This window comes from Parabacteroides sp. AM08-6 (assembly GCF_003473295.1).
GTDB lineage: Bacteria > Bacteroidota > Bacteroidia > Bacteroidales > Tannerellaceae > Parabacteroides.
This window is the reverse complement of record NZ_QRMP01000003.1, coordinates 1-23,774: the sequence shown is the minus strand read 5'-3', so window position 1 is coordinate 23,774 and position 23,774 is coordinate 1. Positions and strand designations below refer to the sequence as shown.

The following is a 23,774-nucleotide window of genomic DNA, read 5'->3' as shown; positions in this document are numbered from 1 at the left end:
ATGGGAAAAATAAACTTGTCTTTAGTTGTTTTCTTGTTTGTTATTACAGGGTGTAAAGAAAATAAACAAGCAATTGTTAATGATGATTTGATTACAGTGGATGTCATGACTACAGATTATCCTATAAAAGAGCTGGTACTTCAGGATTTTATGGATGTGGAGTATATTGCACTGGAAACGAATGACGATTTTATTAATCAGGGATTTGTTCAGGCTATAGGTCGGAAAATCATAGTAGTTAAAAACGGAATTAATGATGGGGATATTTTTATTTACAGGAGAACAACAGGAGAAGCGATTCGGAAGATAAACCATAAGGGACAAGGATCCGAAGAATATGTATATATTTCCGGAATAGTTCTGGATGAAGATAAGCATGAAATGTTTGTCACTGACAACGTGACAAGGAGAATGTTGGTATACAATTTAGATGGAAAATACAAGAGAAGTTTCAAATTCCCAAATGCAATGTATAAAAAGATTTACAATTTTGACAAACAAAATCTGATATGTTATAATTCTAGTTCGAATAATCAAGGGCAATCTTTTGCTATTATATCCAAACAGGATGGGGGTATTACCCAAGAGATTCAAATCCCATTTGAAGAGAAAAAAACAATTTTAATTACTTTGAGGGATGAAGCAAAAAATACGACCTATGGTGCAGCCCCTTCTACTTACCCCATAATACCTGTCCCTAATAATAATTGGATATTGGTCGAACCTTCGTCTGATACTATTTATAGCTATTCATCTGAATACGAAATGAAGCCTTTTTTGACAAGAGTCCCATCAATCCAATCCATGAATCCGGAAGTATTTGTATGCCCTAGTGTTGTAACTGACCGTTATTGCTTTATGGGAATCGTAAAAAAAGAATATTCTTTTAGCACAGGCAAAGGATTCCCAAGTACTTATCTAATGTATGACAGGCAAGAAAAGAAAATATTCAGATATACTGTGCACAATAATGATTATTCCTATAAAAATATAGTAAATATGGTTTTAAGCCCTCAGAATAATGAAGTTGCATTCTATCATAAAATAGAGCCATACGGATTAGTTGATTCTTATAAAAAAGGAGAACTGAAAGGAAAACTAAAAGAAATAGCTGCAACATTGGACGAAGATTCCAATCCGGTGATTATGTTGGTAAAACATAAACAATAATCATAGTGTATAAAGTAATGCAAGAAAATAATTTTATCAAAATAAAAAGAGACCTACAGCAAATTGCTGATATGCTTTTGCTTAATGGCACACTAACAGAATGCCCGGGATTAGTGCATGGTAAAATGGGGATTGCGACTTTCTTTTTCCATTATGCGCAGTTTACGGGCAAGGAACTGTTTGCAGATTATGCGATGGATGTTATTGGTGAAATGTTGGATCAAATACACATTAACAGCCCAGCAGACTATGAAAAAGGAATAGCAGGTATTGGCGTAGGGATTGATTACTTGATTCGAAATGGCTTTCTAAGTATAGAGGATGATATTTGCGAAGACTTTGATCAGTGCATGACTCGCGCCGTCACATGTGTTCCTTGGCTTGATTTTACCCAATATAACGGATTAATTGGTCTTGGACGATATTGGATTACACGATTGCATTATCCTGCGCCATCAATACATGCGCAGGAATGCTTATTGAGTATAACAGCACAAATTGATGAAAGGAAGCCAAATATATCAACAGCAGAACAGACAGATGTATTTTGCTTTCTATACGACTTGCAAAAAATATCAGGTTTTGAAAGTTGTATCGGGCTTTTAGAACAATGTCAGAAAAAGTGGAATTTACAATCATTGACTGATATGCGCAATTCTCCACGATTGGGTACTTCCGCTATTAGTAAAATTGTACACGCTTATCATCGCAATTGGTATTTCAATGATTCCTTACAAAATGAAATTGAGATTGCTTTGAAGCGAATGCCCGCTTTGGATATGGAAAAAGCTCCTGTCAGCACAGGGCTTCTTAACGGATATGCAGGTGAAGGCATGTTGCGATTGACATTACTTAATCAAACAAATTTATCATGGATGCATCTATTGTAATTCGTAATTAAATGAACTTATATATTTTCAATCAAACTCGGCGGGGATCTGTATTTGGGGTCGGTACATATATCCGTGAACTGACTACAGCATTGAAAGGCTGTGACATAAATGTTTGCGTTGTAAATTTAATCTCAGAAAAGCCCCAAATAATGACTAAACAAATTGACGGAATCGAACATTGGTATTTTCCTTTAGCCATATCAGAACAACGGACAACAAATAATCAGGAGCAATGGAAATTATATTTCCGCAATGTAGTATATTTACTCCAATTGCATATTAAGGATAAAAAAAACTTGATATTTCATTTGAATTTTTTCGAAAGCGGTAAATTGGCAGAAGAGTTGAAGAATGCGTTCGATTGCAGCATTGTTGCTGTGACCCATTTTTTCGATTGGGGCTTCACCATTTATGATAATCCGGGACGATTACGGCATATTTTAAAAGATGAGCATCCGGACGATATAGAAGAAAATTTGCAAAAATCTTTCGAAGAAGAAAAATCATATTACTCGAAAGTTGATTATATTATTTGTTTATCAAACTATATGAAAGAATTGCTATGTCAGGATTATAACATAGATGTTACTAAAATATTTGTCATTCCAAATGGTTTATGTGATGTGGCTAATTCGGCTAATGATATTAAACATCTTCGAAAAAAATGGAATATAGCATCTAAAGAAAAAATAATCCTTTTTGCTGGTCGTATTGACGAAGTGAAAGGAATAACTTATTTAATTAAGGCCTTTCGCGAGGTGTTGAAAAAGAAGAAGGGCTGTCGCCTTATTTTAGCCGGTAGCGGTGATTATGATAAGTGTTTTCGGGAATCTAAAGAAATCTGTTCTAAAATAACTTTTACAGGTTTACTGGAAAAACAAGATTTGTATGAACTCTATCAAATAGCTAATATTGGTGTTATCCCTTCATTATTCGAACCATTCGGTTATGTAGCGGTCGAAATGATGATGCATAAATTGCCTGTTGTAGCTACTGCAACATCGGGATTGAACGAAGTGATCGATGATACTTGCGGATTAAAAATACCGATTACCGCGTTACCCAATAATGTGGAAATAGACACTACGCTCTTATCAGACAAAATTTTATACCTACTGGAACACCCAACAAAAGCCCGGCAAATGGGAGAAAATGGACGTAAAAGATTTCTTGAAACTTATTCTTCAGAAATATTCTGCAAGAATATGCTACAAATATATAAATCAATATGTATGTAATATGAACCTGTACATTTTTAATGAGCTTAACGTTGCAGCAGTATATGGGATAGGAACTTACATTAGGGAGTTGGCTGCTGCTTTGAAAAATAGTGATATAAACCTATGTGTAGTAAATCTAAATTCTGATAAACCACAAATAAAGTATGAAAAGACAGATGGTATCCTGCATTTGCATTTCCCTTCGCCTGTACAATGGGATAAAGAACTCCAGAGTCAATGGGATTTATATCACCACAATATAGTTTATTGGCTTCGACTACATATTAAAGACAAAAAAAATCTGATATTTCACTTGAATTATAACCAAAAAGGTGGACTTGCTAGAGAATTAAAGAAAGCATTCAATTGTCAGATTGTATTGACTATACATTATTTTAATTGGTGTTTCGAGTTATCAGGAAATTTAACGCGTTTCAATGAAATCATAAAAACGCAGCAAGTGGCTCAAGACGAGAAAGATATAGAACAGCAAAAAGAGTCAATCGAAAGAGAAAAAAAACTTTTTCAAATAGTGGACCACCTTATTTGTCTTTCGAATAATACACGACAAATATTACAAAATTATTACAAACTAAATTCGAATAAAATTACAACAATATACAATGGATTAACTGATACTATTTTTTTTATTGAAAAATCTGCATTACGACAAAAATTTCACATATCTCCAGATACACCTATCATTCTTTTTGTTGGAAGACTAGATCCTAGTAAAGGACTAAATTATGCACTACAGGCTTTCCGAATAATATTGAAGACTTATCCGAATTGCCGTTTCATTATTGCAGGAAATGGAAGGTTTAATCTTTACATGACAGAATGTGAAGATATATGGATGAATGTTACCTGGACTGGTTTTTTAAGCAAAGAAAAACTCTATGAATTATATGCGATAGCCGACATTGGAGTGATGCCATCATTTCATGAGCAATGTAGTTATGTTGCTATAGAAATGATGATGTGTGGGTTACCAATCATCGCTTCAACAACGACCGGTCTGGCTGAAATGATAGAGAACAAAGTGTCGGGATTGCACATTCCGGTGATAGAATATGCAGATAGAGCAGAAATAGATAGTTCACTTTTGGCCGAAAAGATCTTATATCTGCTGCAACATCCGGTTGAAACAAAACAAATGGGAAAAAATGGACGAAGAAGGTATCTTCAGTACTATTCTTCAGATATATTTCGTATTAATATGTTGAAATTATATGCATCTGTCTCTCAACAGCGTGGAGATGACAAAATTAAAACATTAATAGTAACAGGGCAGAATAATCATACATGGGAAGTTAGCCATGCTGCGATAAAACAAATTCTTGAAAATTCAGAACTTTTTAAGGTCGATGTAGCACTATCGCCTAAAGCTGGAAAAATTATGTCTAATTTTAGACCCGATTTTTCATTGTATCAGTTAGTTGTACTTGACTACAATGGCGATAGGTGGCCGGAAGAAACAGAAAAATCTTTTTTGGATTTTGTGGAAAAAGGAGGAGGTGTAATAATCTATCATGCAGCAAATAATGCTTTTAGACATTGGAAAGAGTATAATCGAATAATAGGCTTTGGAGGTTGGGAAGAGCGCAACGATGCAGATGGTCCTTATATTTACATGAAGGATAATCAACTTGTGTATGATAAAAAATCTTCCGGACATGGTGGTTCGCATGGTTCTCAACATGAGTTTGTGCTTAATTGTGGCAATCCGGAACATCCTATAACAAAGGGACTACCAACCTCATGGCGGCATGCACAAGATGAATTATACGACCGTATGCGTGGACCAGGTATTATTCAAGATGTGCTATTTTGGGCTTATTCTGATTCAACAACGAGAGGGTCCGGTCGTGATGAGATTGCTATATTTACAGTTAATTATGGAAAAGCACGTATCTTTCATACGACTTTAGGCCACGCCGGAAATTCGCTTGAAAATAATATAGCTATGCAGTGTACTGGATTTCAAGTCACATTGCTTCGTGGAGCCGAATGGGCTGCAACCGGAAAAGTGACACAACCGGTACCTGACGACTTTCCTACAGAGACAACCATTTCTTTGCGCAAGAATTATAAGTAATAAATAATGTAACATGCAGATTGCACCAAACTCTATTTTAGGTAAAAGCCATGGATATACTGCTCCGTCAGACAAACTGAATATTGCTGTCGTGGGCATTGGTGGTATGGGAATTACGAATATTCAGCATGTTTTTGAAACAGAAAATATTGTTGCTCTTTGCGATGTAGATTGGAAGTATTCAAAACCGGTATTGAGCTGTTTTCCACGAGCAAAAAAATATAAGGATTTTCGAAGGATGTTCGATGAGATAAATCAGAATATTGATGCGGTTATTGTGGCAACGCCAGATCATACCCATGCTATTATTGCTGCTACTGCTATAACATTGGGTAAACATGTGTATGTTCAAAAACCACTAACTCATTCAGTTTATGAGTCAAGATTACTCACCAAACTAGCTGTAGAATATAATGTTGCCACACAGATGGGAAATCAAGGGGCCTCTGACAAAGGTATTGATTTGATATGCGAATGGATTTGGAATGGTGAAATCGGAGAAGTAAAGAAAGTGGAAGCTGCGACTAACCGTCCTATGTGGCCACAAGGGCTAGAAACACCTTCCAGAATACACAAAATCCCCTCAACTCTGGATTGGGACTTATTTATCGGGCCTGCAAAAATGAGGCCTTTCAATTCTATTTATCATCCTTGGAACTGGCGTGGCTGGTGGGATTTCGGAACCGGAGCTTTGGGCGATATGGGTTCTCATGTATTACATCCTGTCTTCAAGTCGCTTAAATTGGGTTATCCCGTTTCAGTAGAAGCGTCCTCTTCTCCTCTGTTTATCGATTGTGCTCCACAGTCTGAGTATGTAAAATTTGTTTATCCGGCTAGGGAAAGGATGCCCAAGGTGAATTTCCCGGAAGTAGAAATTCATTGGTATGATGGTGGTTTTATGCCCGAGCGCCCGACTGGATTTCCACAGGGACGTCAGCTAATGGGATTAGTCGGAGGTTTGACAATTTTTCATGGAACAAAAGATACATTGCTTTGTGGTTCTTACGGACTCAATCCTTGGTTGCTCTCCGGACGTGTACCTAATGTTCCCAAAACCATTCGTCGTGTGGATAATGCAATGAATGGTGGTCATGAACAGGATTGGATACGGGCATGTAAAGAAAATCCTGAAAATCGTGTGAAAACGAAGTCTGATTTCTCGGAAGCAGGTCCATTCAACGAAATGATTATGATGGGTATATTGGCTGTTCGATTGCAATCTCTGAATAAAATATTGCAATGGGATGGTAGTAACATGAAATTTACCAATATTGACGATAATGAAAGAATCAGATTGATGATTTCAAATCGCTTTATAGTCAAGGCAGGTCATCCTTCACTTGATTCGAAAATGTCAGACCCTATTAATGCCAAAGAATTTGCGACCGAATTGATTAAACATAATTATCGTACAGGTTGGAATCTTCCGGTAATTTCGTTATAAATATGTAAGTGTTTCAATTAGTAATAATATAAATCTATGCCGATAGAAGTTTCTGTAATAATGCCTGTTTACAATATGGTGGAGTTTGTGAATAATGCTATAACCAGTATTTTACAACAAACTTTTACAGATTTTGAATTTATAATAGTTGATGATGCCTCTGATGATGCAATAGCAGTAATTATAAATTCTTATCAGGATGGTCGAATCGTATATTGCAAAAATGACCGAAACCAAGGGAATTACTATTCACGAAATAAAGGATTTCAACTAGCCAAAGGGAAATATATTGCTATAATGGATGCAGATGATATCGCGACTTTGGATCGGTTAGAGAAGCAATATGAGTATTTAAATCGGTATCCAGAGCTTTTAGCTGTCGGTTCTGACTGTATCTATCAGCTTTCCAAACAAAAAAAATGTGGACCTAAAACTTATAAAGACATCCAATTAACATTGCTGCGGCATTCTTGTTTGATACATTCATCTTTAATGATTAGAAAAGATGCGTTATGTCTATTAGGTGGTTATAATGAAGCATATTTTAGTGCTTCAGATTACGATTTGTCTTGCCGGTTGGCATTACAAGGTAAAATAGAAAATCTTCCAGATACATTAATTCATTACCATAGGCATCCTACACAAATATCAGCATTACATTGTGAAAAACAATCTTGTTTTGTTGATGATATCCGGATACAATACCAATTATCCTTTATTAATAAATATAAGAAAAAATCATCTACTATGATACGAGAACCTGATGTTTCATATCCGGAGATGGGAAGGGTGATAGCTTATTATACTTATGCGGCTTATATTTGTGATCAAGAAGTTGAACAACAAGCCGATAATTTATTAGATAAAATTCTCGGTAAGATTTCCATCGAAATGCCACTTTGTTTGAAAAAAGGATTGTTAGGAGTCGGGTGTGGCCTTATCTATTTATTAAGGAATGGAATTGTTGAAGGCAATGAAGACGAAGTTTTATCAGAAATAGATTGGGCTTTATTTTGTGCTCTGGTTAATTTGAAAGATGAAGCAGAAATAGACTGGTATGGCTGGCTACATTATTTTCACCTTCGTATACTCTCACCTAATTACTCTGAAAATTCAATCAAACGTATCGTGTTTTGTCAGCACGCTGTTTCTATGTTAGATTGCCTACAGAGAGGTCTTCATAAAGGAATGGAAAGAGATAATCGGATAATAACTGAAGTTGAAGCTTTTCATCAAATGAAAATATCTCAAGTAAAGACTGCAGAGATTTTGAGGTTATTATATTCTATTAAAAATCAGATTGTAACATTTATTATTCCGATAAGATTGGATTCTCCAGAAAGAGAACGAAATCTGGATTTGTTACTGGATACTTTGGTTACAATCGAACATGCAGAAATTCGTATCATGGAAGGAGATAACGAACCCCGATATCGGTTGAAAAGAAATTACCATAATGTAGTATATAGTTTCATAAAGGATTCTGATCCGGTATTTCACCGGACTAAATATTTGAATCGTTTGTTGCAGGAAGCAAGTGGTTCTGTTGTTGGAATTTGGGATGCAGATGTGATGATTCCTGAAATACAGATACAGGATGCAATAAGGGAAATAAAGAAAGGAAAAGCTGTTATGAGCTATCCGTATGATGGACACTTTTATATGTTAACATCAAAAAGGAGTGAACTATTTGTCCAAAATAAGTCTTACAAACAACTGGAAGCAGAAAAGAAAAATCTGTATTTACCACATGGTCCCCATTCGGTGGGGGGGGCTTTTTTAGTAAACAAACAGTTATATCAACAGGCTGGAGGTGAAAATGAGCATTTTTATGGTTGGGGACCAGAAGATACAGAACGAATAAAACGTATGGAAATATTAGGTTTACCCGTTTATAGAGCAAAAGGTTCTTTGTTTCATCTTTATCATCCCCGAAAAGAAAATTCTTGGTTTGGTAATCAAGAGATTGAATTAAAGAACCGTCGTGAGTTTTTGAAAGTTTGTAGTATGACGCGTGAAGAATTACTGCAATATATTCAGACATGGAATGCTGACTTATAATACCTTTAATGTAGGAACCGCATAACTATAGTGAAAGTTAAGATACTTTTGCAGGAGGTAAAGGAAGGGAGCTAAAGAGTGGTTACCAGTTGCTTAATTACCAAGTATCCGGTTACACAAAGGATTGAAAAAAGAACTGTACCGAACAGAATAGTGATTTTACGGGGGGAGGATGTTCTCAGCGGAACTGTGGCCGGTTCTATGATTGTGTAAACCGGCGTTTGTTCTTGTACGCGTAGTTTATCTTGTTCCAGTTTTTGCGCCAATGTGTTATAGACGTTGAAAGTCAGCGTCATTTCGTTACGGAGCCGCTCTTGTTCGGTGCGATAGCTGGAAGAGATGATGTTTTTATTCCCGTCTTCGAAAGCTGCATAGGCTTTTTGTGCCTTATAGTAGGCGGCTTGCGCTTCGCGGAGCACTTTATCGGTAAAATCCAGGTCTTGTTTGGCTTTTTGGGTACGGTATCGGGTGATATAGGTTTGAAGTTTGGAGACGAGATTACGGGTTACTTGGGCGGAGATGAACGGATTCTGCATTTGTACGCTTACGGTGATGACCTGTGTTTTTTTATCCACCGCCACAGCGATGCGCATACGGAGTCCTTTCAATACATCTTCTTGTTCTTTTGTCAGATGAAAAGGGTCTATGGACTTGCTTTCCTCTTCCTCTTTTCCCGAAAAAAAGGTATAGACGGTACTGATAAGCCGGGAGGGGGCTTTTAAGATGTAGTTCCACCAAGCAGTTTTCTGGTGCTTTAGCATGTATTCGAATAATGTATAGGTCTGTGTTTTGTGCTTGTTTGTTACCTCCTCAGGGAATAATTCAAGCAGGAACGGTGTACTGTGTACGATATCCGGGTAGAGGGTGGGAGATAGGGCATCCTGACTGGTTACGTTGTTAAGGTCTATGCCGGCCATGGCAGCCAGTCCTCCCAGACTGTTCATCTTATTGGAACTTTCTGTTGCCTCGGGAGCCAGTGTAACTGTTGTCGTGTATTCTTTGGGCAGGCTGAAACCGATGATTAGTCCTGCCACGACAGCAATTGTGCCCCATTTAATATATAATTTCCGTTTTATCCACAGATACCGGATGAGTTCGATAATGTCGATTTCCCGATTGTTTGCAGGCTGGTGATTGCTGGCATCCATTATTTGAACGTATTTATCATGGAAGTAATCATGGCAGCCATTGAAGTAACAGAGCTGCTGGCACTTAATATCTCTGCAAATGAAGCTCCGCGGTCGCGCCGTGTTTTGGCTGGTACGATAATTTCGCACCCTGGTTCCACTTTTGGATATTGTTTGAAGAAAATACCCGTCCGGCGGGTGGTTGCCACTTTCCCATTCATATAAATAACAATGGGATATTTGCGGGCAATGTCATTGTAACCGCCGGCTCCTGAGAGGCAATCGGCTACTGTCATGTTTTTTGTATATGTGATACTATTCGGATAAACAACAGAACCGCTAATTTTAACCGTACTTTGTTGTTGAGGAATGTACAGGATGTCACCGTCACGGAGAACCAAATCGTCTGTACTCCCCGGATGTGCCAATGCTTTTGGTAGGTCTATACCTACGGAATAGTCTTTAATATTCTCTAAGTTGATATTGATGGAATCCCGGCTTTGTTTATTGGCACTTAGCTGAATAAGCGTTTCGATTTGCCGGATTTCGTCCTGTGTGAGTTTGCGTTTCAGACTAGCCCCTTTCACATAAGCGTCGGGGGTTACTCCGCCGGATTGGGTGATGATTTCACTTAAACGGGTATTCTTTTTCTTGAGTGCGTAGTCGCCGGCAAAGGTGATTTCACCGTTTACTTGCACTACCTGTTGCACTTGGTAACCGGGAGAGAAACGGACAAATACTTCATCGAAAGGCTCAAGAGTGAAGAGGGTATCGTTTGTTCTGACCTGTAATCCGTTGCTGAGAGTGAGATTATATATTTTTGCCATTTGGTTACTGCTTGTTTCCGCTACCGGATTTCTCAGGCGGCGGGCTACTTCAACGTTGACTGTGGCAGCTGCTTCACTCAAACCTCCGGCTTGGATTACTGCGTCTTCCACAGTCATGTTTTTGTGGAAAGGCATGACCGTATCGGATACATTGATAGCCCCGCTTACCCGGATGGTGTAAGGCTTATGCAAATCGAAAAGTGAGGGGATATGGAGCCGGTCTTCTTTCTGTAATTTAATGTCGGGAGCTTTTCCATTCAAAATATCCACTAAGTTGACGGCGATAACGGTTGTTGTAAAGTCCGGGTTCAGACGGGTGATTTGCGCTCGTCCGGTAAATTCGTCCCCTTTTAGTCCGGAAGCCTGTTTTACCAGTTGTTTGACGGTATGTACCGATGGGCTGAGTTCGTATTCCCCCGGTCTCCATACGGCTCCGCTAATGATGAGGCGGTTGTCGTAGAAAGGAATGACGGAATCTACCATAAGCGAGTCGCCATCCTGAAGGATAAAAGTGGGGAATTGTTCTTCTGTGACGGTCGCTATTTGATAGCGGTCACCGGATTTGCGTTTGATGCGTATGTCTTCCGTATAAGCGTCTCCGGTGAAACCACCCGCCATGTCCAACAGTTGTTGCAATGTCTCTCCTTTACGAAGTTCGAAGGTACGGTTACGCTTTACTTTTCCGTCGACGGTTACCAATTCTTCATAAGGACCGATGATAATCATGTCATTATCTTCGAGTCGGATGTTTGTGTCGTATTTGCCGTTCAGGAGGTAGTCGTATACATCCAGATTGGCAATTTCTTTACTATCGCGGTATACTTTTATATTACGCAAGGAGCCGATATCGTTTACTCCCCCGGCTGCGTACAAGGCATTGAAAAGGGAGGCCAGGGATGAAAGTGTATAAGTTCCCGGGGTAACGGCTTCGCCTACGATATTTACTTTGATGCTGCGTATTTGTCCGAGACCTACGGAAACAAAAGTATTCGGGTCGTTTCCGTCGAGTGTGGACATGATTTTTCCTAATTCCTGCCGGATACGGTTTTCAGCCGCTTCGATGGTCAAACCGCTAAGGGATACAGGGCCCACATTGGGTATTAGGATGGTTCCGTCAGGCGAAACGACAAGTTTGAGGTTTAATTCCGAGTCTCCCCATACATTTATCAAGAGTTCGTCTCCTGCCGAAAGTACATAATTTTTAGGAGTTGGCAGGTTGATGTCCGGCTCAAAAGTCAAGTTTTTGTTCGAGAATATTTCACGTCCGAACACTATTTTCTCCAAAGGTTCCTCGGTGGTCTTCTCTTCCCGTTGTTCTTCTATCGGGGGAAGTACCTGCCTGGACAGTTCCGTACGTCCGGGAATGATAGTTTCCTGAGGTTCCTTACTGGTTTGGGTAATCCCTTTTTGTTCGGAATATTTGGATAATTCTTTTTGTATTTGGGCATCGGTCATGCCGGATGCTTTCGCCTTGTCTATCAGCTCTTGGGGAATTTGGGCGCATATGAACGCCGGAGCCGATAAAAGGAAGAGGCAAAGCATGTATTTGTAAAGTTTTCGCATATTTACTTTATCCTGTTTATCTAATTACAACCAATCTGAATAGTTTTTGTTCGTCGGGTCTAAAACATGAGAACCGGAAGGGTTCATCTATCCGGTCTGTATTGGGACTCTGCCTGTTTATTCCGTTTTTGCCTGTAAGGGTCGATTATCCAACCCCAGCGGTTGAAATAGGCAAAGGCGGACTTGATATGTTGTAGAAGCAGTTTCTTATTTTTGAATGATTCCTTTTTGTGGACATGGATGATGGTCACATTCGGATAATAGATTGTTTTATATTTTTCCGATATACGCCGGCAGAGGTCTATATCCTCGCAATACATCCAATATCTGGAGGAAAACAATCCGACTTCTTTCAGTGCACGGACTTGCAGGAACATGAAACAACCGCTGAGAAAGGGGACTTCCATGATTTGGTTGTAACCGCTTGCCCGCATTTCGAATTTTTGATTGCGTTTCCTGATAAGGCTTTTTATGGGAATGAAACGCCGGCCCAGCAAATCCAGAGGTGTAGGAAGTAGTTTACAGAGATACTGAAGTTTTCCGTCGGGGTATACGACGCGGGGCATCATTTGGCCTACTTCCGGATGGGTAACGGCATAGTCGGCCAACTTCTTAATCACCTCTTCCTTGAATTCAATATCCGAATTGAGGACAATATGGTAAACTGCGTTATCGGTAATACTTCTTTCGATTGCGATGTTGTGGGCGGCTCCGTATCCGATGTTTCCTACACTATGAATGTACGTAATCTTGGATGAAACGGTAGCAAAATCCTTCAAGTCGTCTGTGGGGGAGTTGTCTACGATATAAATTTTGTCGATAAGACTCTCGACCGCACACCGTAACACGGTATCCAGTTCCCGGCGGTCTGTTTTGTATGTGACAATGCTTGCAGTTATCATGTTTTGTGAGAATATATAAATGTAATAAGCGAATATAACCGGATGCAAAAAGCGTAGAAATAGACAGAAGCCAGTTTGGGCCTGAAAGTAAACAAGTATAAACCTGTGGCCGGTAGTGCTTTGAAACAAATGTAAAAAGCGGATTTGTACATTTTATGCTTGATTAATAAGTATTCTACTCCTGTTCCATAGTTTCTGAACCGTTTCAAGATTTGTTTGTAAGACATGTTTTTATATTTGTTTTTACCGGATGGATGGTAACTATATAAAAGCGGGGTATATTGATATTTAGCACCGGCATATAAGCTTCGGAAAAAGTAATCTCCGTCTTCTCCGCCTCCGTATTTGGCAGCTACCCCCATGTTTTCGTCAAACATTCCTACGCGCAGGAATGTTTCGTAATTGACCAGCATGTTAACGGCTCCTACGTTGTTCCAAAAGGATTTATCTATTTGTTGTTCGGGTTTGACTTTAATATGCTGAAAATAACTTTTGCTCCCTGTTTCGTAAACATCCGTCAGATAGCAATATTGTGGATTGGCTACACGATTGAAGTTCTCGAAGAAGCAGGCATCGAACGAAGAATCATCGTCCGGAAATAGAATGAATTTAGAAGTAAGATGGTGCTGTAACACATATTCGATACCTACGTTCCGTGCTTCCGAAGAGTTGAGTTGCCCCGCTACTGTTTTTACCCATATCCGGGTATATTCCGACTCATAAGGTGCAGTATCTATCCGGATATTATTCTGTGCCACAGCCACAACCCCCAGTTTAATACTACGGTTTAGCAGAAAGCTTTTGAAAAGGGCTTCGACCGTATTCCTGTTGATAAATGTAAAAATGTATATAAGATCAAACATATTATGAATTATTCGAATAGAAAGAAGTTGAATTTAAAGGGGGTCAAATTATATTCCTGTCCCAATATAATGGACGAACGTACAAACAAGAATACTAAAAGGGTGACTACTATCGATTGGTAAATCAGTCTATTGCTTCGATTGCTTATTTCTGTTAATAATGCAGGTATAAGTATGGAATAGAATAAAATGAAATAATAACTGTAACGGTTGATGAGTTCAATTAAAGGGGTATTTGAAAATACGATAAGCAGTACACATAAAATCAGATAACAGTAATTCATATTCACCAATATATTCTTGTATCTATTGTTGTTTAATATATATTTTTGCCGAAATAGGATGAATAGGGATAGCAGTAAATAAAGAAAAGTTACCATTGAAGTTTCTTTCGTAAAGACTTCCAGTTTGAGATAGACCGCATATTTAGAGTTCTCTATCAATACTATCAGGTATTTGGAGGCGAATACAATAAGAGTCAATAAGATTAGTTTACTTTTTATACTGATTTCCCGATTGGCGAAGTATAGGGGGATAAGCAGGATAGCCGAGGCATGTCCGAATAATGCTGCCAGAATGATACATTCCGCGTATTTCCAGAACTTCTTTTCGGCAATGAACAGGGTTGCATAAGCAAAAACAGACATGGCTAGAAATTGCCTGACTGCATTGAATGAATTAAGATATAACTGTCCGATACAAATGAATACGAGGAGTGAGAAGAATATATTTGTTGAAAAATAAGAGATGAATTTGTAAAAAAGCGCATAGCTTATAACTGCTATTATCATGAATAACATTTGGTAATTACCTCCCAGTCCATATATGATTCTGTTTATCAGGACAAATCCGGGTTCAACCGAACTTTCCGCTCCCACTTCTGTGTTGATTTCGGAAAACAACTCTTTATATGCCTGGTAATCCATCCCTACATCCGAACGGAATCCGGCTATCAGAGCCAGTATCAACATCATCATACCTCCCAGTATCACATCCGCATTTTTGATATTCGACAACTTTGTCAGGATAAAGAGGGCGAAGAAAAGTACCAATATGAGCAGATAGACAGGCATCCTTTATTTTAGAATAAGTTCGGAATGGGTGGATAGAATGCTTTTGTTATGATATTTTGAGTCATCTTTGTCGGGATTTCCAAGCTTATGACCTTTAAAATCATGGTAGATTTGCTCGAATGTGTTTGCTACTGATTTTGCCGACTTTACATCCGAAAAGTAGTCGATAATACCTGCTTGATACTCATCGTGAAGTAACCCGTTTCGTGGACTGACGGCAAAAATGGGTTTCGAGTTTTGAAGGTAATCGGCAATCTTGCTGGGCAGGAAGATGCCTTCTTCCAAATCGGCCTCGACCACTAAGCAGACATGATGATGTTTTACTATTTCCAGACTTTCGACATAAGATACCGGAGCTAATAGCCGGATATACTTTTCCAGAGAGTATTTATCAATTAAATCGGAAACAAAATTTCCTTTTATCCGTTCGAATACTCCCAAAAGAGATACTTCAATATCGGCTTCCGGGTATTTATCGATAAACATCCGTAACCCTTTGAATAAGCTTTCCGGATTCCGTTCTTTACCAAGAGCTCCGCTGTGAATAAGCTTAAGTGTCTTATCCGGAAGTTTCTCGTTTTTGGACATGAGTTCGTCCAAAACCAGATGGGGTAAAATCACACAATTGCTAGCCTGCATTCCGGTCATATATTTACGCATATAGTCTCTTAAACGTAACGAAGGGAACGCATTTCGGTATGTATATCGACCGATTTGCCTGATAAGCCGTTCACGGTTAACTCCTGCGTAATAGTGAAAGCCTTTTCCGTAAGGATAGGGATATTTTTCCCAGATATAGGGGTCGTTCCAAGTGGCAACCCAACGGATACCATATTTCTTTGCTATATATAATCCGACTAATTCGGAAGGATAATCGTAGGTATATACGAAATCATATTTGTTCTGCCGGATAAGGGTATCACATAAGTGTGCCGCCTCATAAGCCCAGTCTGCTCCCCGGTAGACATATCCGAATTTCAAAAATGTTTTAGCATGCCGGACAAGAGTGCTTATATTTATGCCCGGATTTACGGAGATGATGTGTATGGAGTTTAGTTTACCGAAGAAAAAATCGGTATTGCCATCATGTATGTATAACTGCCGACGCGGTGTGCGGCATATCAAATCGATACAATATCCGGCTTCCGAGAGTAGTTTGATGACCTTGGCATTTACGTTGGCTTCAGGATTGACCGGAGGATAAGAATTGGGTGCTATAAACAGAATTCTCTTCTTCATTAGTCCTCCTGTTTACGAAACCATTCTACTATCCTGAAACAGGCCTTTCCGTCACCATAGGGATTTTCAATATGGCTCATGGCTGAATAATGTTCGGGATTATCAAGTAAATCCAGAGTCTCTTTCACAATTCTCTTTTGATTGGTCCCGACTAAAATGACTGTGCCGGCTTCCACTGCTTCAGGGCGTTCTGTTGTATTACGCATCACCAATACGGGTTTCCCTAAAGAAGGAGCTTCTTCCTGTACGCCTCCGCTGTCCGTTATGATTATTTTGGCTTTATCCATAAGCCATACGAACGAAGGATAGCTGAGGGGAGCTATCAGATGGATATTGGGAACTTCACCGAGAATTTCGTTTACTGGTTTTTGTACATTCGGATTTAGATGTACCGGATAGATGATAGGTAGTTCCGGTCGTTGATTGGCAATTTCTTTGAGTGCCTGGCAAATATGGATGAAACCTTCTCCGAAATTTTCACGGCGGTGGCCGGTGACTAAAATCAATTCTTTAGATTGGTCGGTTATTTTTCTTATCCTATCAATCTCCTCGTTGGAATAATTGGTGGAATTTACTTTTTTCACGCTTTCTTTCAGCGCGTCGATTACTGTATTTCCGGTTACCAGAATTGTACTTTCGTCGATGTTTTCGGCAATCAAATTCTTTTTAGATTGAGGGGTGGGAGCAAAGTGAATGTCTGCTAACCGGGCAGTTATCTGCCTGTTCATCTCTTCCGGAAAAGGTGACCATTTGTTCCAGGTTCGTAGGCCGGCTTCCACGTGTCCCACATTGCATTGAGCGAAAAAGGCAGCCATCGCAGCGGCTGTTGATGTGGCTGTATCCCCATGTACCAGTACATAATCCGGCCTGAAGCTTTCCAGAATCGACTGCATTCCTGTCAGAATGGCGGCTGTCACACTATGGAGGGACTGCCCCGGTTTCATCAGGTCGAGGTCATAGTCCGGGGTGATTTCGAAGAAATCCAATACCTGGTCCAGCATTTGACGGTGCTGGGCCGTCACACATAACCGGGTTTCGAAATCCTTCTTATACTTACTGAATTCTTTTACCAGAGGTGCCATTTTTATGGCTTCTGGTCTGGTGCCGAAAACTAATAGAATCTTCTTCATTATGCAATGTTTAAATGTTGAATATGTTTTTTATTCTTATATGGATTTTGTAATAAAAGGCATATAGGAGGGGAAGCTTTTTGTATAATTTGAAAGTTCTTAGATTTTTAGCAAACTGCTTTTGATTCTTTTCAGGTAGTTGCAATATTTTTTTTTGTAGCATGTCAATCTCCGAAACAACCTGTTGGAGAGGGAGACGCAGAAAACAGATAAGAGCAAATTGTGTTATCCTCATTCTTACTTCTTTATTCAGGTAATCGGCTTTATTTTTGTTGATACGGCCTTCGGATTGACATAAGAAATCAAGACATATACAGATGACTGTTCTTAAATCTTTTATATGTCTCGTGTAGTTATTGATGCTTTGTTCAGGTCTACCGATAAAGTATCGGTAAATGTTGTTGTTATAAACAATAAAGTTCTGTATGTAAGGAATTACACAAAGTGAATAAAGAACATCTACATAGTAGGTATGTTCGGGTAGTTTTAGCTTTGAAGCCCTGAGAACTTCTGTCTTATAAGTTGTTCTGGCCATTGTGTTGAATTTATCCCCGATAAAATGGTTATAGTCGAAGGTGTCGGCATTATATAAGGTATCGTATTGCAATCGCTTGAAATTGAGTGTGACGGAGCGATGCTTGTATAGATACTCCATTGTAGACGGAGTTAAAACCATATCTGCATCAGTTTCTTCTAACTTCTTCAGGTATGCTTCGAATTCCATTGTATCGAACCAGTCGTCCGAATCCAGTACACGGAAATATTTCCCGGTCGCTAGTTCAATCCCCTTGTTTATAGTCGAACCATGTCCACCGTTGGGTTTGTCCACAACTTGTATGGTTTGTGGGTATCGAGCTTCATATCGATAACCTATTTTTGCGGAATTATCCGGACTGCCATCGATGATGATGATAATTTCAAGTTTGTCCATAAAATCAGCAATAAGTAAAGAATCGATACAGCGTGACAGGTACTGCTCGGTATTATAAGTCGGGATAATAATCGTAAGTAACTTTTCCATTTTTTTATTTAATTTTGAGTGCTAAGTCGCGAGCTTCTACGATATTGTCTTCAATCGAACAATAGGTCCAACTACCATAACGGCCTATCGAGTAAATCTTCTTTTTTTCCAACAATGCTTTGAAATGCTTGACGGCTCCCACACTTTTTTTGTTGATATGGACATAGGCCGGATCCATAATAATTGCTTCATAGTCGACCACTTTCTGGTCTGTGATGAGACCGCATTTTATCATATCGGCTATTACTTTATCTATATAATAATTTGTTGTTTTCAATTGTGCATTTTCGGGAAATCCGATTTCTACATATACAGACATACGGTCACTTTGCATGATATTGTCATAGTAGCCAACCCTGTAAAAAATGACATCTTTGTCCGGTATATAAATCCAACTGCTTTTTGTATCTTTCCCTTTACGGTCGAAGCCTATATTCAGAACCAATACTTTGTTGCAGGTAAACAAGCCTTTATCATATTGAATGCCACATTTATCCAGCAACTTGGGAAATGGCATTGTCGAGATAAGATTGTCGAATTTTAAGGTTCGACGATTGGTTTGTGCTATTTTCTTATTTGTGTCTATACTGATTAATTCTTCTTTTAGCGAGATGGGAGTCTCTTTTATATTCTTTGCCAATGAGTGAATATATTCTATCGCTCCTCCTTTGGGATAAACGAAAATCTGATTGTAAGAGTCGTTTTCTTCGTTTTTGAAGTTGAGAACAATTTCTTCTTTGCCTGCCTTGGGAAAGAAGCGTCCCATAGCTTCCTGGTCTAATGTATTCAGGTCGCAAGCATATAATTTTTCGTTATAAGGAATTAAGAACTTTTCGGCAATTGATTTTCCGTAATGGCTGTAGACCATCTCTTTAAATGAATATTCACCTTCGATGGGAGTTGCGGCAAACAAATCATATAGGCAATCGATAAATTCATCTTTCGGTAATTGATGAATGTTTTTCTGGAATGGAAAGTCTATATATTGTCCGTTGTAAAGTATGGATGTCTTTTTCTGAACGGTAGATAATGTCGATTGCTCGATATTTTTACTTACGAGTTTTTTTATTTCGGGATGCCGAAAATGAAAAAAGTGTCCGGAATAGTCCCATACAAATCCATTGCGTTTTATTGTACGACAATATCCTCCGATTTCGGATTCTTTTTCGATTATCTCGCATGGATGGTTTGTGTAATTTGCGTATGCAATTCCGGATACGCCTGCACCAATTATTAAATCCATTTTGTGTTGTATTTTAATAAGTTTCTGATTTTGTTGAAAATCTCGTTTGTATCCTCATTTTTAAATAAAATAAGTTGTATCAGAAAATAGGATATGGAACCAAAGGAGATTAATATCATAATTGTTCTCAAATTATTCATTTCCGGTAATAACAAAGACAATAAAATCATCGGTAGACATGAAATAGCTGCTTGTAGTAAGGGGGTGAATTTTATTTTTAAATGAAGATACCTGTAAACAGTTGTGATAGAGGCAAGAACTATAAGTAGTTCTGCCACAACCGAAGCAATAGATGCTCCGTTCGCCCCGAAACGCGGTATCATAATGAGATTGATGACGACATTGACTATTGTTCCTGAAATGATACATAGAAATTGCTTTTTTTCGTGCCCGAACGAAACAAGTATTTGCAAGCCGAAGAAATTACTGAGTCCCACTAATAAAATAATAGTGGATAATAACTGCATTGGTAAAATAGTACCTCCGAATTCCGGCCCGAAGAAAAGAGGGACAAAGCTTGGTGCTATAATGATAAGTCCGATACTAATCGGAGTCGCAAAGAGCGTAATTAGATTGAACGAACGTTGAAGATAATGTAAGCAAGATAGTTTGTCATTTCGGGAGTATGCATAGGATATTTTAGGAATAAGCACATAGGTTGTCGCAATTGCAAAAGGTAATAGTAAGCGTGTTATTTTGATTGCGGAATTATAATAACCGACTTCTGTATAATCAGACATGAAACCCAACATAATCGTATCGAGTATAGTATAAATACTGACAGCTACGTTTGTAGCCAGTAAAAGAAACAGAGGTCGGATATGCGGACGGTAAGAAAGTCCGTAGAATGAGATATGTACCTCGTTTCTGATTATATAGAAAAAGTTCCAGAGATTATTAAGAACTATGGCGAGTGCCGATATGGCACAATAGTAAATGGCGTCTTGTTCTTTTTTCACTACCAGGAAGAGGAGTAGGATGGATAAGGCCTTAATTATGACAGACCGGATGGTAATCATTTTAAAATTTTCTCTTCCATTGAAAAACCAATCGAAAGAAAACGCGCTCAGATAGACCATTGTTCCTGCAACGAGTAAAAATTCTTTTTCTTTATACAATTCCGGAATCAGATAGATACTAGTGGTGTAAAGGAGGGAACATATTGCTCCGGAAATAAGATTTAAAGAAAATAACTCGGAAAATAATTTATTGCGTTCCTGTTGTTTGTCTTTTAGTTTTGCTATTTCCTTGATACCGTACAAGGGGATTCCCAACGTCGCTACAAGTGCGAAGTATTGTGCGTAAGTTGTCGCGAAACTTACAATCCCGATATTTTCAATACCTAAGACACGTGAAACATAAGGTACAGTGATGAAAGGAAAGATAACCGCTGATATATTATTGATGATATAATAAACCAGATTTTTTCTGACTGACATAATTTGAGTTTGTGAATTGAGTAAAGCTTTTCCGGCTAAGGAACTTAGGCCTCTTTAATGACGCCTTTTCTTTTTATTGTCTTATTGCATCTTACCTTTTCTAACCATATACTTATTCCAATCCAAATAAAAATGTCACCGGCAAATAATAAGTTGATGTTTATGAATGATACCATCAATATATTCAAACTACTGAATATGCAGGATATCAGTATAATTAAAAACATGGTTTTATGTGGGGTAATACCCATCTCAAGAAACCTGTGGTGAATATGATTTTTATCCGGGGTAAAGAGCCCTTTATGGTTTTTTGCCCGCACAATCATTACTCGGATAACGTCGAACAAGGGTACTATCAGAGTAGAAAATGCGATAACGATAGCTCCTTCCGAATAGTGCGCAATATCGGGATTGTAGGACGAATAGCGAATGACTAAAAAAGCCAGGATATAACCCAGTGTCAAACTGCCGGTATCGCCCATGAATATTTTCCTGCCATGCTCTGCCTGCCCGAATACGTTATAGTAAAAAAATGGGATTAGTACGCCTAATGTTGCGAATGCCAGCATTGTATACATCCACATCTTATTTAGTAGAAATAAACTACCGAGTATCAGTAGAGCGGAACCGCTTAGTCCTGATGCCAGCCCGTCTATCCCGTCAATCAGGTTGATGGCGTTGGTTATAAAGATAATAGTCAGAATGGTAAGTGGTATTCCAATCCAGGGAATCAGCTCTTGTATGCCGAACAGTCCATATAAATTATTAATCCATAATCCGGATAAAGGAAGTAGGGATGCCGCTATCAATTGTATGAGGAATTTGGTGGTATAATGCATTCCGACAAGGTCATCTTTTATACCTGCCAGATAAAGTAATATAATACCGCATACCAATAGATAAAATTCGGGAATGATATAAGTCAACATTCCTCTGGGAACTTCATAGCCGTATATATACCCGATATAGCTGATAGCTGATACAAAAGAAAGCGAAAACAAAATAGTAGGAGCAAAAGATATTCCTCCCAGTCGCGGAATGGCCCCTGTGTGTACTTTCCGTTTGTCTGGTATATCGAAAAGTTTTTTCTTCAATGCCACAATCAGAATACGTGGAATTATCAACATTGAAAAGACGATGGATATCGCGAAGGCCAGGAAAATCAATAGATATATCATGATTGAATTTACATGTTTAGATACGACAATGTTCGTCAGTCACAAATAGTTAGGTCCTGACGAATAAAGTTCTTGCACTTAAACAAGCGGTTCGGATTAAACGTTCATTTACGAAAGGGATATTAGATTATATTCTGTTTTGCTTGATATTTTTTGAGATTATTAGAAAAGATGCGGCATCCCGATAATCATATTTTCATACTAAAAAAATAGATACTAATGAGTGATGACCAAGTAGTGCATTTTATCTTTCCTGCAAACTGACTTGTACTGAAAAAAGTTTACACAATAAGAAATCAAAAATGTGTAAAGAAAAGCGTCACAATCGAAAATATACGGAAGAGTTCCGTATATTAGTAGTGAAAGAGTATCTATCAGGCGGTATCAGTAAAAATGCGTTATGTAAAAAACATTCTATACCTCAGATGGTGACTTTAAACAGTTGGCTTCGTAAATTTGTAGGTGATGAGCAAAAAGAGAATTCAATGAAAAAAAGAGAATCATCAAATTCGGAAACCGAAGAAATCACTCGTCTTAAACGCGAGTTGAAAGAAGCAAAACTTGCCCTTTATCAGGAAAGAATGCGTGCCGATGCGCATGACACAATGATTGATGTAGCAGAAGAAATGTTTAAAATTCCAATCCGAAAAAAAGCTGGCACCAAACAGTAAAAAGACTGCGCATAGGGAAGCCTTCCTATAAAGTGTCTTCCTTGTGCGAACAGTTTGGTGTTAGCCGTCAGTCTTATTATCAACATCGTGATGTTGATTTCGCAAAACTGGCATTTAAAGGATTTGTGCTGGAATATATTCGTGAAATCAGAGCCAAGGCCCCCCGCATAGGTTGCCAGAAACTCTTTGAGATGTGTAAGTCTTATTTTAAGGATAAGTTTACGATGGGCCGTGATGCTTTTTATTCCTTATTAAGAGAAAGCGGTTTGATGCTGCGTATAAAAAGGCGTAAGGCCCGTACCACCTATGCAGACCCATATCCCCCTTTTACCCGAATCTGATCAAGGGAGTAGAACCAACGGCTGCCAACCAGGTATGGGTCAGTGATATCACTTATAATCCGGACATTGGATGGCTTTTGCTATTTATTCCTGATTACGGACCTTTATTCTCATCGTATAATGAGATGGATACTCTCTTCTTCATTAAAATACAAGAATGCTCAAGAAGCATTGGAACAAGCCATAAAGATGGCTGAATGCCCTTTGGATGGATTGATACATCATTCGGACCACAGTACATGACAAAAAATATATAGTATAAAACTATCAG

20 protein-coding genes are annotated in these 23,774 nt (G+C 38.6%); 9 read left to right on the top strand and 11 right to left on the bottom strand.

The window, feature by feature from the left end:
* From DW103_RS03625 to DW103_RS03600, 6 genes are read left to right on the top strand one after another with little or no spacing between them, the layout of a single operon-like run.
* Window positions 1-1,170, top strand: a complete 1,170-nt coding sequence (locus DW103_RS03625; protein ID WP_122274310.1) for a 6-bladed beta-propeller — start codon at window positions 1-3, stop codon at window positions 1,168-1,170.
* A 5-nt stretch (window positions 1,171-1,175) separates the two neighbouring features.
* The gene (locus DW103_RS03620; protein ID WP_158576663.1) at window positions 1,176-2,060 is read left to right on the top strand and encodes a hypothetical protein; all 885 of its coding nucleotides are present in this window, start codon (window positions 1,176-1,178) and stop codon (window positions 2,058-2,060) included.
* Between the two features lie 11 nt (window positions 2,061-2,071).
* Window positions 2,072-3,301, top strand: a complete 1,230-nt coding sequence (locus tag DW103_RS03615) for a TIGR04157 family glycosyltransferase (RefSeq protein WP_122274308.1) — start codon at window positions 2,072-2,074, stop codon at window positions 3,299-3,301.
* A 1-nt stretch (window position 3,302) separates the two neighbouring features.
* Window positions 3,303-5,381 (top strand): TIGR04157 family glycosyltransferase, encoded by a 2,079-nt coding sequence (locus DW103_RS03610; RefSeq protein WP_122274307.1) that lies wholly within the window; start codon window positions 3,303-3,305, stop codon window positions 5,379-5,381.
* Window positions 5,382-5,394: 13 nt separating this feature from the next.
* The gene (locus tag DW103_RS03605; RefSeq protein ID WP_122274306.1) at window positions 5,395-6,825 is read left to right on the top strand and encodes a Gfo/Idh/MocA family protein; all 1,431 of its coding nucleotides are present in this window, start codon (window positions 5,395-5,397) and stop codon (window positions 6,823-6,825) included.
* 36 nt (window positions 6,826-6,861) lie between these two features.
* The gene (locus DW103_RS03600) at window positions 6,862-8,886 is read left to right on the top strand and encodes a glycosyltransferase (protein WP_122274305.1); all 2,025 of its coding nucleotides are present in this window, start codon (window positions 6,862-6,864) and stop codon (window positions 8,884-8,886) included.
* 71 nt (window positions 8,887-8,957) lie between these two features.
* Here the strand turns inward: DW103_RS03600 and DW103_RS03595 are convergent, their stop codons facing one another.
* The 11 genes from DW103_RS03595 to DW103_RS03545 form a co-directional block, all read right to left on the bottom strand.
* Window positions 8,958-10,034 carry a Wzz/FepE/Etk N-terminal domain-containing protein gene (locus DW103_RS03595; protein WP_122274304.1) on the bottom strand — a complete coding sequence of 359 codons (1,077 nt, stop codon included), beginning with the start codon at window positions 10,032-10,034 and terminating at the stop codon, window positions 8,958-8,960.
* The gene (locus tag DW103_RS03590; protein ID WP_370453455.1) at window positions 10,034-12,382 is read right to left on the bottom strand and encodes an SLBB domain-containing protein; all 2,349 of its coding nucleotides are present in this window, start codon (window positions 12,380-12,382) and stop codon (window positions 10,034-10,036) included. Before DW103_RS03590 ends, DW103_RS03595 begins: the two co-directional genes overlap by 1 nt.
* A gap of 104 nt (window positions 12,383-12,486) precedes the next feature.
* Window positions 12,487-13,305, bottom strand: coding sequence for a glycosyltransferase (locus DW103_RS03585; RefSeq protein WP_122274302.1), 819 nt, complete (start codon window positions 13,303-13,305; stop codon window positions 12,487-12,489).
* Window positions 13,302-14,168 (bottom strand): glycosyltransferase family 2 protein, encoded by an 867-nt coding sequence (locus DW103_RS03580; protein WP_122274301.1) that lies wholly within the window; start codon window positions 14,166-14,168, stop codon window positions 13,302-13,304. The genes DW103_RS03585 and DW103_RS03580 overlap by 4 nt, the downstream gene beginning before the upstream one ends.
* 8 nt (window positions 14,169-14,176) lie before the next feature.
* Window positions 14,177-15,241: an EpsG family protein gene (locus DW103_RS03575; protein WP_122274300.1), complete on the bottom strand. Its 1,065-nt coding sequence runs from the start codon at window positions 15,239-15,241 to the stop codon at window positions 14,177-14,179.
* Window positions 15,242-15,244: 3 nt separating this feature from the next.
* Window positions 15,245-16,480: a hypothetical protein gene (locus DW103_RS03570; RefSeq protein ID WP_122274299.1), complete on the bottom strand. Its 1,236-nt coding sequence runs from the start codon at window positions 16,478-16,480 to the stop codon at window positions 15,245-15,247.
* Window positions 16,480-17,610 carry a non-hydrolyzing UDP-N-acetylglucosamine 2-epimerase gene (gene wecB / locus DW103_RS03565; protein ID WP_122274298.1) on the bottom strand — a complete coding sequence of 377 codons (1,131 nt, stop codon included), beginning with the start codon at window positions 17,608-17,610 and terminating at the stop codon, window positions 16,480-16,482. The genes DW103_RS03570 and wecB overlap by 1 nt, the downstream gene beginning before the upstream one ends.
* Window positions 17,611-17,620: 10 nt before the next feature.
* Window positions 17,621-18,631: a glycosyltransferase family 2 protein gene (locus DW103_RS03560; protein ID WP_122274297.1), complete on the bottom strand. Its 1,011-nt coding sequence runs from the start codon at window positions 18,629-18,631 to the stop codon at window positions 17,621-17,623.
* A 4-nt stretch (window positions 18,632-18,635) separates the two neighbouring features.
* Entirely contained in the window at window positions 18,636-19,874 is a 1,239-nt protein-coding gene (locus DW103_RS03555) for an NAD(P)/FAD-dependent oxidoreductase (protein ID WP_122274296.1), read from the bottom strand.
* Window positions 19,865-21,313 carry a flippase gene (locus tag DW103_RS03550; RefSeq protein WP_122274295.1) on the bottom strand — a complete coding sequence of 483 codons (1,449 nt, stop codon included), beginning with the start codon at window positions 21,311-21,313 and terminating at the stop codon, window positions 19,865-19,867. The genes DW103_RS03555 and DW103_RS03550 overlap by 10 nt, the downstream gene beginning before the upstream one ends.
* Window positions 21,314-21,357: 44 nt before the next feature.
* Window positions 21,358-22,491 (bottom strand): MraY family glycosyltransferase, encoded by a 1,134-nt coding sequence (locus DW103_RS03545; protein ID WP_122274294.1) that lies wholly within the window; start codon window positions 22,489-22,491, stop codon window positions 21,358-21,360.
* Window positions 22,492-22,793: 302 nt separating this feature from the next.
* On the opposite strand from DW103_RS03545, the gene DW103_RS03540 reads away from it, so the two are divergent.
* Genes DW103_RS03540 through DW103_RS18035 form a run of 3 tightly spaced genes read left to right on the top strand, consistent with a single transcriptional unit; the run spans window position 22,794 to window position 23,746 of the window.
* Window positions 22,794-23,162 carry a transposase gene (locus tag DW103_RS03540; protein WP_122274293.1) on the top strand — a complete coding sequence of 123 codons (369 nt, stop codon included), beginning with the start codon at window positions 22,794-22,796 and terminating at the stop codon, window positions 23,160-23,162.
* Window positions 23,163-23,203: 41 nt separating this feature from the next.
* On the top strand, window positions 23,204-23,503 hold the full coding sequence (locus tag DW103_RS03535; RefSeq protein ID WP_147381171.1) for a hypothetical protein: 300 nt from the start codon (window positions 23,204-23,206) through the stop codon (window positions 23,501-23,503).
* 42 nt (window positions 23,504-23,545) lie between these two features.
* On the top strand, window positions 23,546-23,746 hold the full coding sequence (locus DW103_RS18035; RefSeq protein ID WP_147381170.1) for a hypothetical protein: 201 nt from the start codon (window positions 23,546-23,548) through the stop codon (window positions 23,744-23,746).
* Window positions 23,747-23,774 lie beyond the last annotated feature (28 nt).

Excerpts from the sequence above, each read along its gene's own strand:
- DW103_RS03600 (WP_122274305.1), top strand. The coding sequence starts at position 6,862 with ATGCCGATAGAAGTTTCTGTAATAATGCCTGTTTACAATATGGTGGAG.
- DW103_RS03575 (WP_122274300.1), bottom strand. The coding sequence starts at position 15,241 with ATGCCTGTCTATCTGCTCATATTGGTACTTTTCTTCGCCCTCTTTATC.
- DW103_RS03595 (WP_122274304.1), bottom strand. The coding sequence starts at position 10,034 with ATGGATGCCAGCAATCACCAGCCTGCAAACAATCGGGAAATCGACATT.
- DW103_RS03540 (WP_122274293.1), top strand. The coding sequence starts at position 22,794 with ATGTGTAAAGAAAAGCGTCACAATCGAAAATATACGGAAGAGTTCCGT.
- DW103_RS03590 (WP_370453455.1), bottom strand. The coding sequence starts at position 12,382 with ATGCTTTGCCTCTTCCTTTTATCGGCTCCGGCGTTCATATGCGCCCAA.
- DW103_RS03615 (WP_122274308.1), top strand. The coding sequence starts at position 2,072 with ATGAACTTATATATTTTCAATCAAACTCGGCGGGGATCTGTATTTGGG.
- DW103_RS03605 (WP_122274306.1), top strand. The coding sequence starts at position 5,395 with ATGCAGATTGCACCAAACTCTATTTTAGGTAAAAGCCATGGATATACT.
- wecB (WP_122274298.1), bottom strand. The coding sequence starts at position 17,610 with ATGAAGAAGATTCTATTAGTTTTCGGCACCAGACCAGAAGCCATAAAA.
- DW103_RS03550 (WP_122274295.1), bottom strand. The coding sequence starts at position 21,313 with ATGTCAGTCAGAAAAAATCTGGTTTATTATATCATCAATAATATATCA.
- DW103_RS03570 (WP_122274299.1), bottom strand. The coding sequence starts at position 16,480 with ATGAAGAAGAGAATTCTGTTTATAGCACCCAATTCTTATCCTCCGGTC.
- DW103_RS03580 (WP_122274301.1), bottom strand. The coding sequence starts at position 14,168 with ATGTTTGATCTTATATACATTTTTACATTTATCAACAGGAATACGGTC.
- DW103_RS03555 (WP_122274296.1), bottom strand. The coding sequence starts at position 19,874 with ATGGATTTAATAATTGGTGCAGGCGTATCCGGAATTGCATACGCAAAT.
- DW103_RS03610 (WP_122274307.1), top strand. The coding sequence starts at position 3,303 with ATGAACCTGTACATTTTTAATGAGCTTAACGTTGCAGCAGTATATGGG.
- DW103_RS03545 (WP_122274294.1), bottom strand. The coding sequence starts at position 22,491 with ATGATATATCTATTGATTTTCCTGGCCTTCGCGATATCCATCGTCTTT.
- DW103_RS03585 (WP_122274302.1), bottom strand. The coding sequence starts at position 13,305 with ATGATAACTGCAAGCATTGTCACATACAAAACAGACCGCCGGGAACTG.
- DW103_RS03625 (WP_122274310.1), top strand. The coding sequence starts at position 1 with ATGGGAAAAATAAACTTGTCTTTAGTTGTTTTCTTGTTTGTTATTACA.
- DW103_RS03560 (WP_122274297.1), bottom strand. The coding sequence starts at position 18,631 with ATGGAAAAGTTACTTACGATTATTATCCCGACTTATAATACCGAGCAG.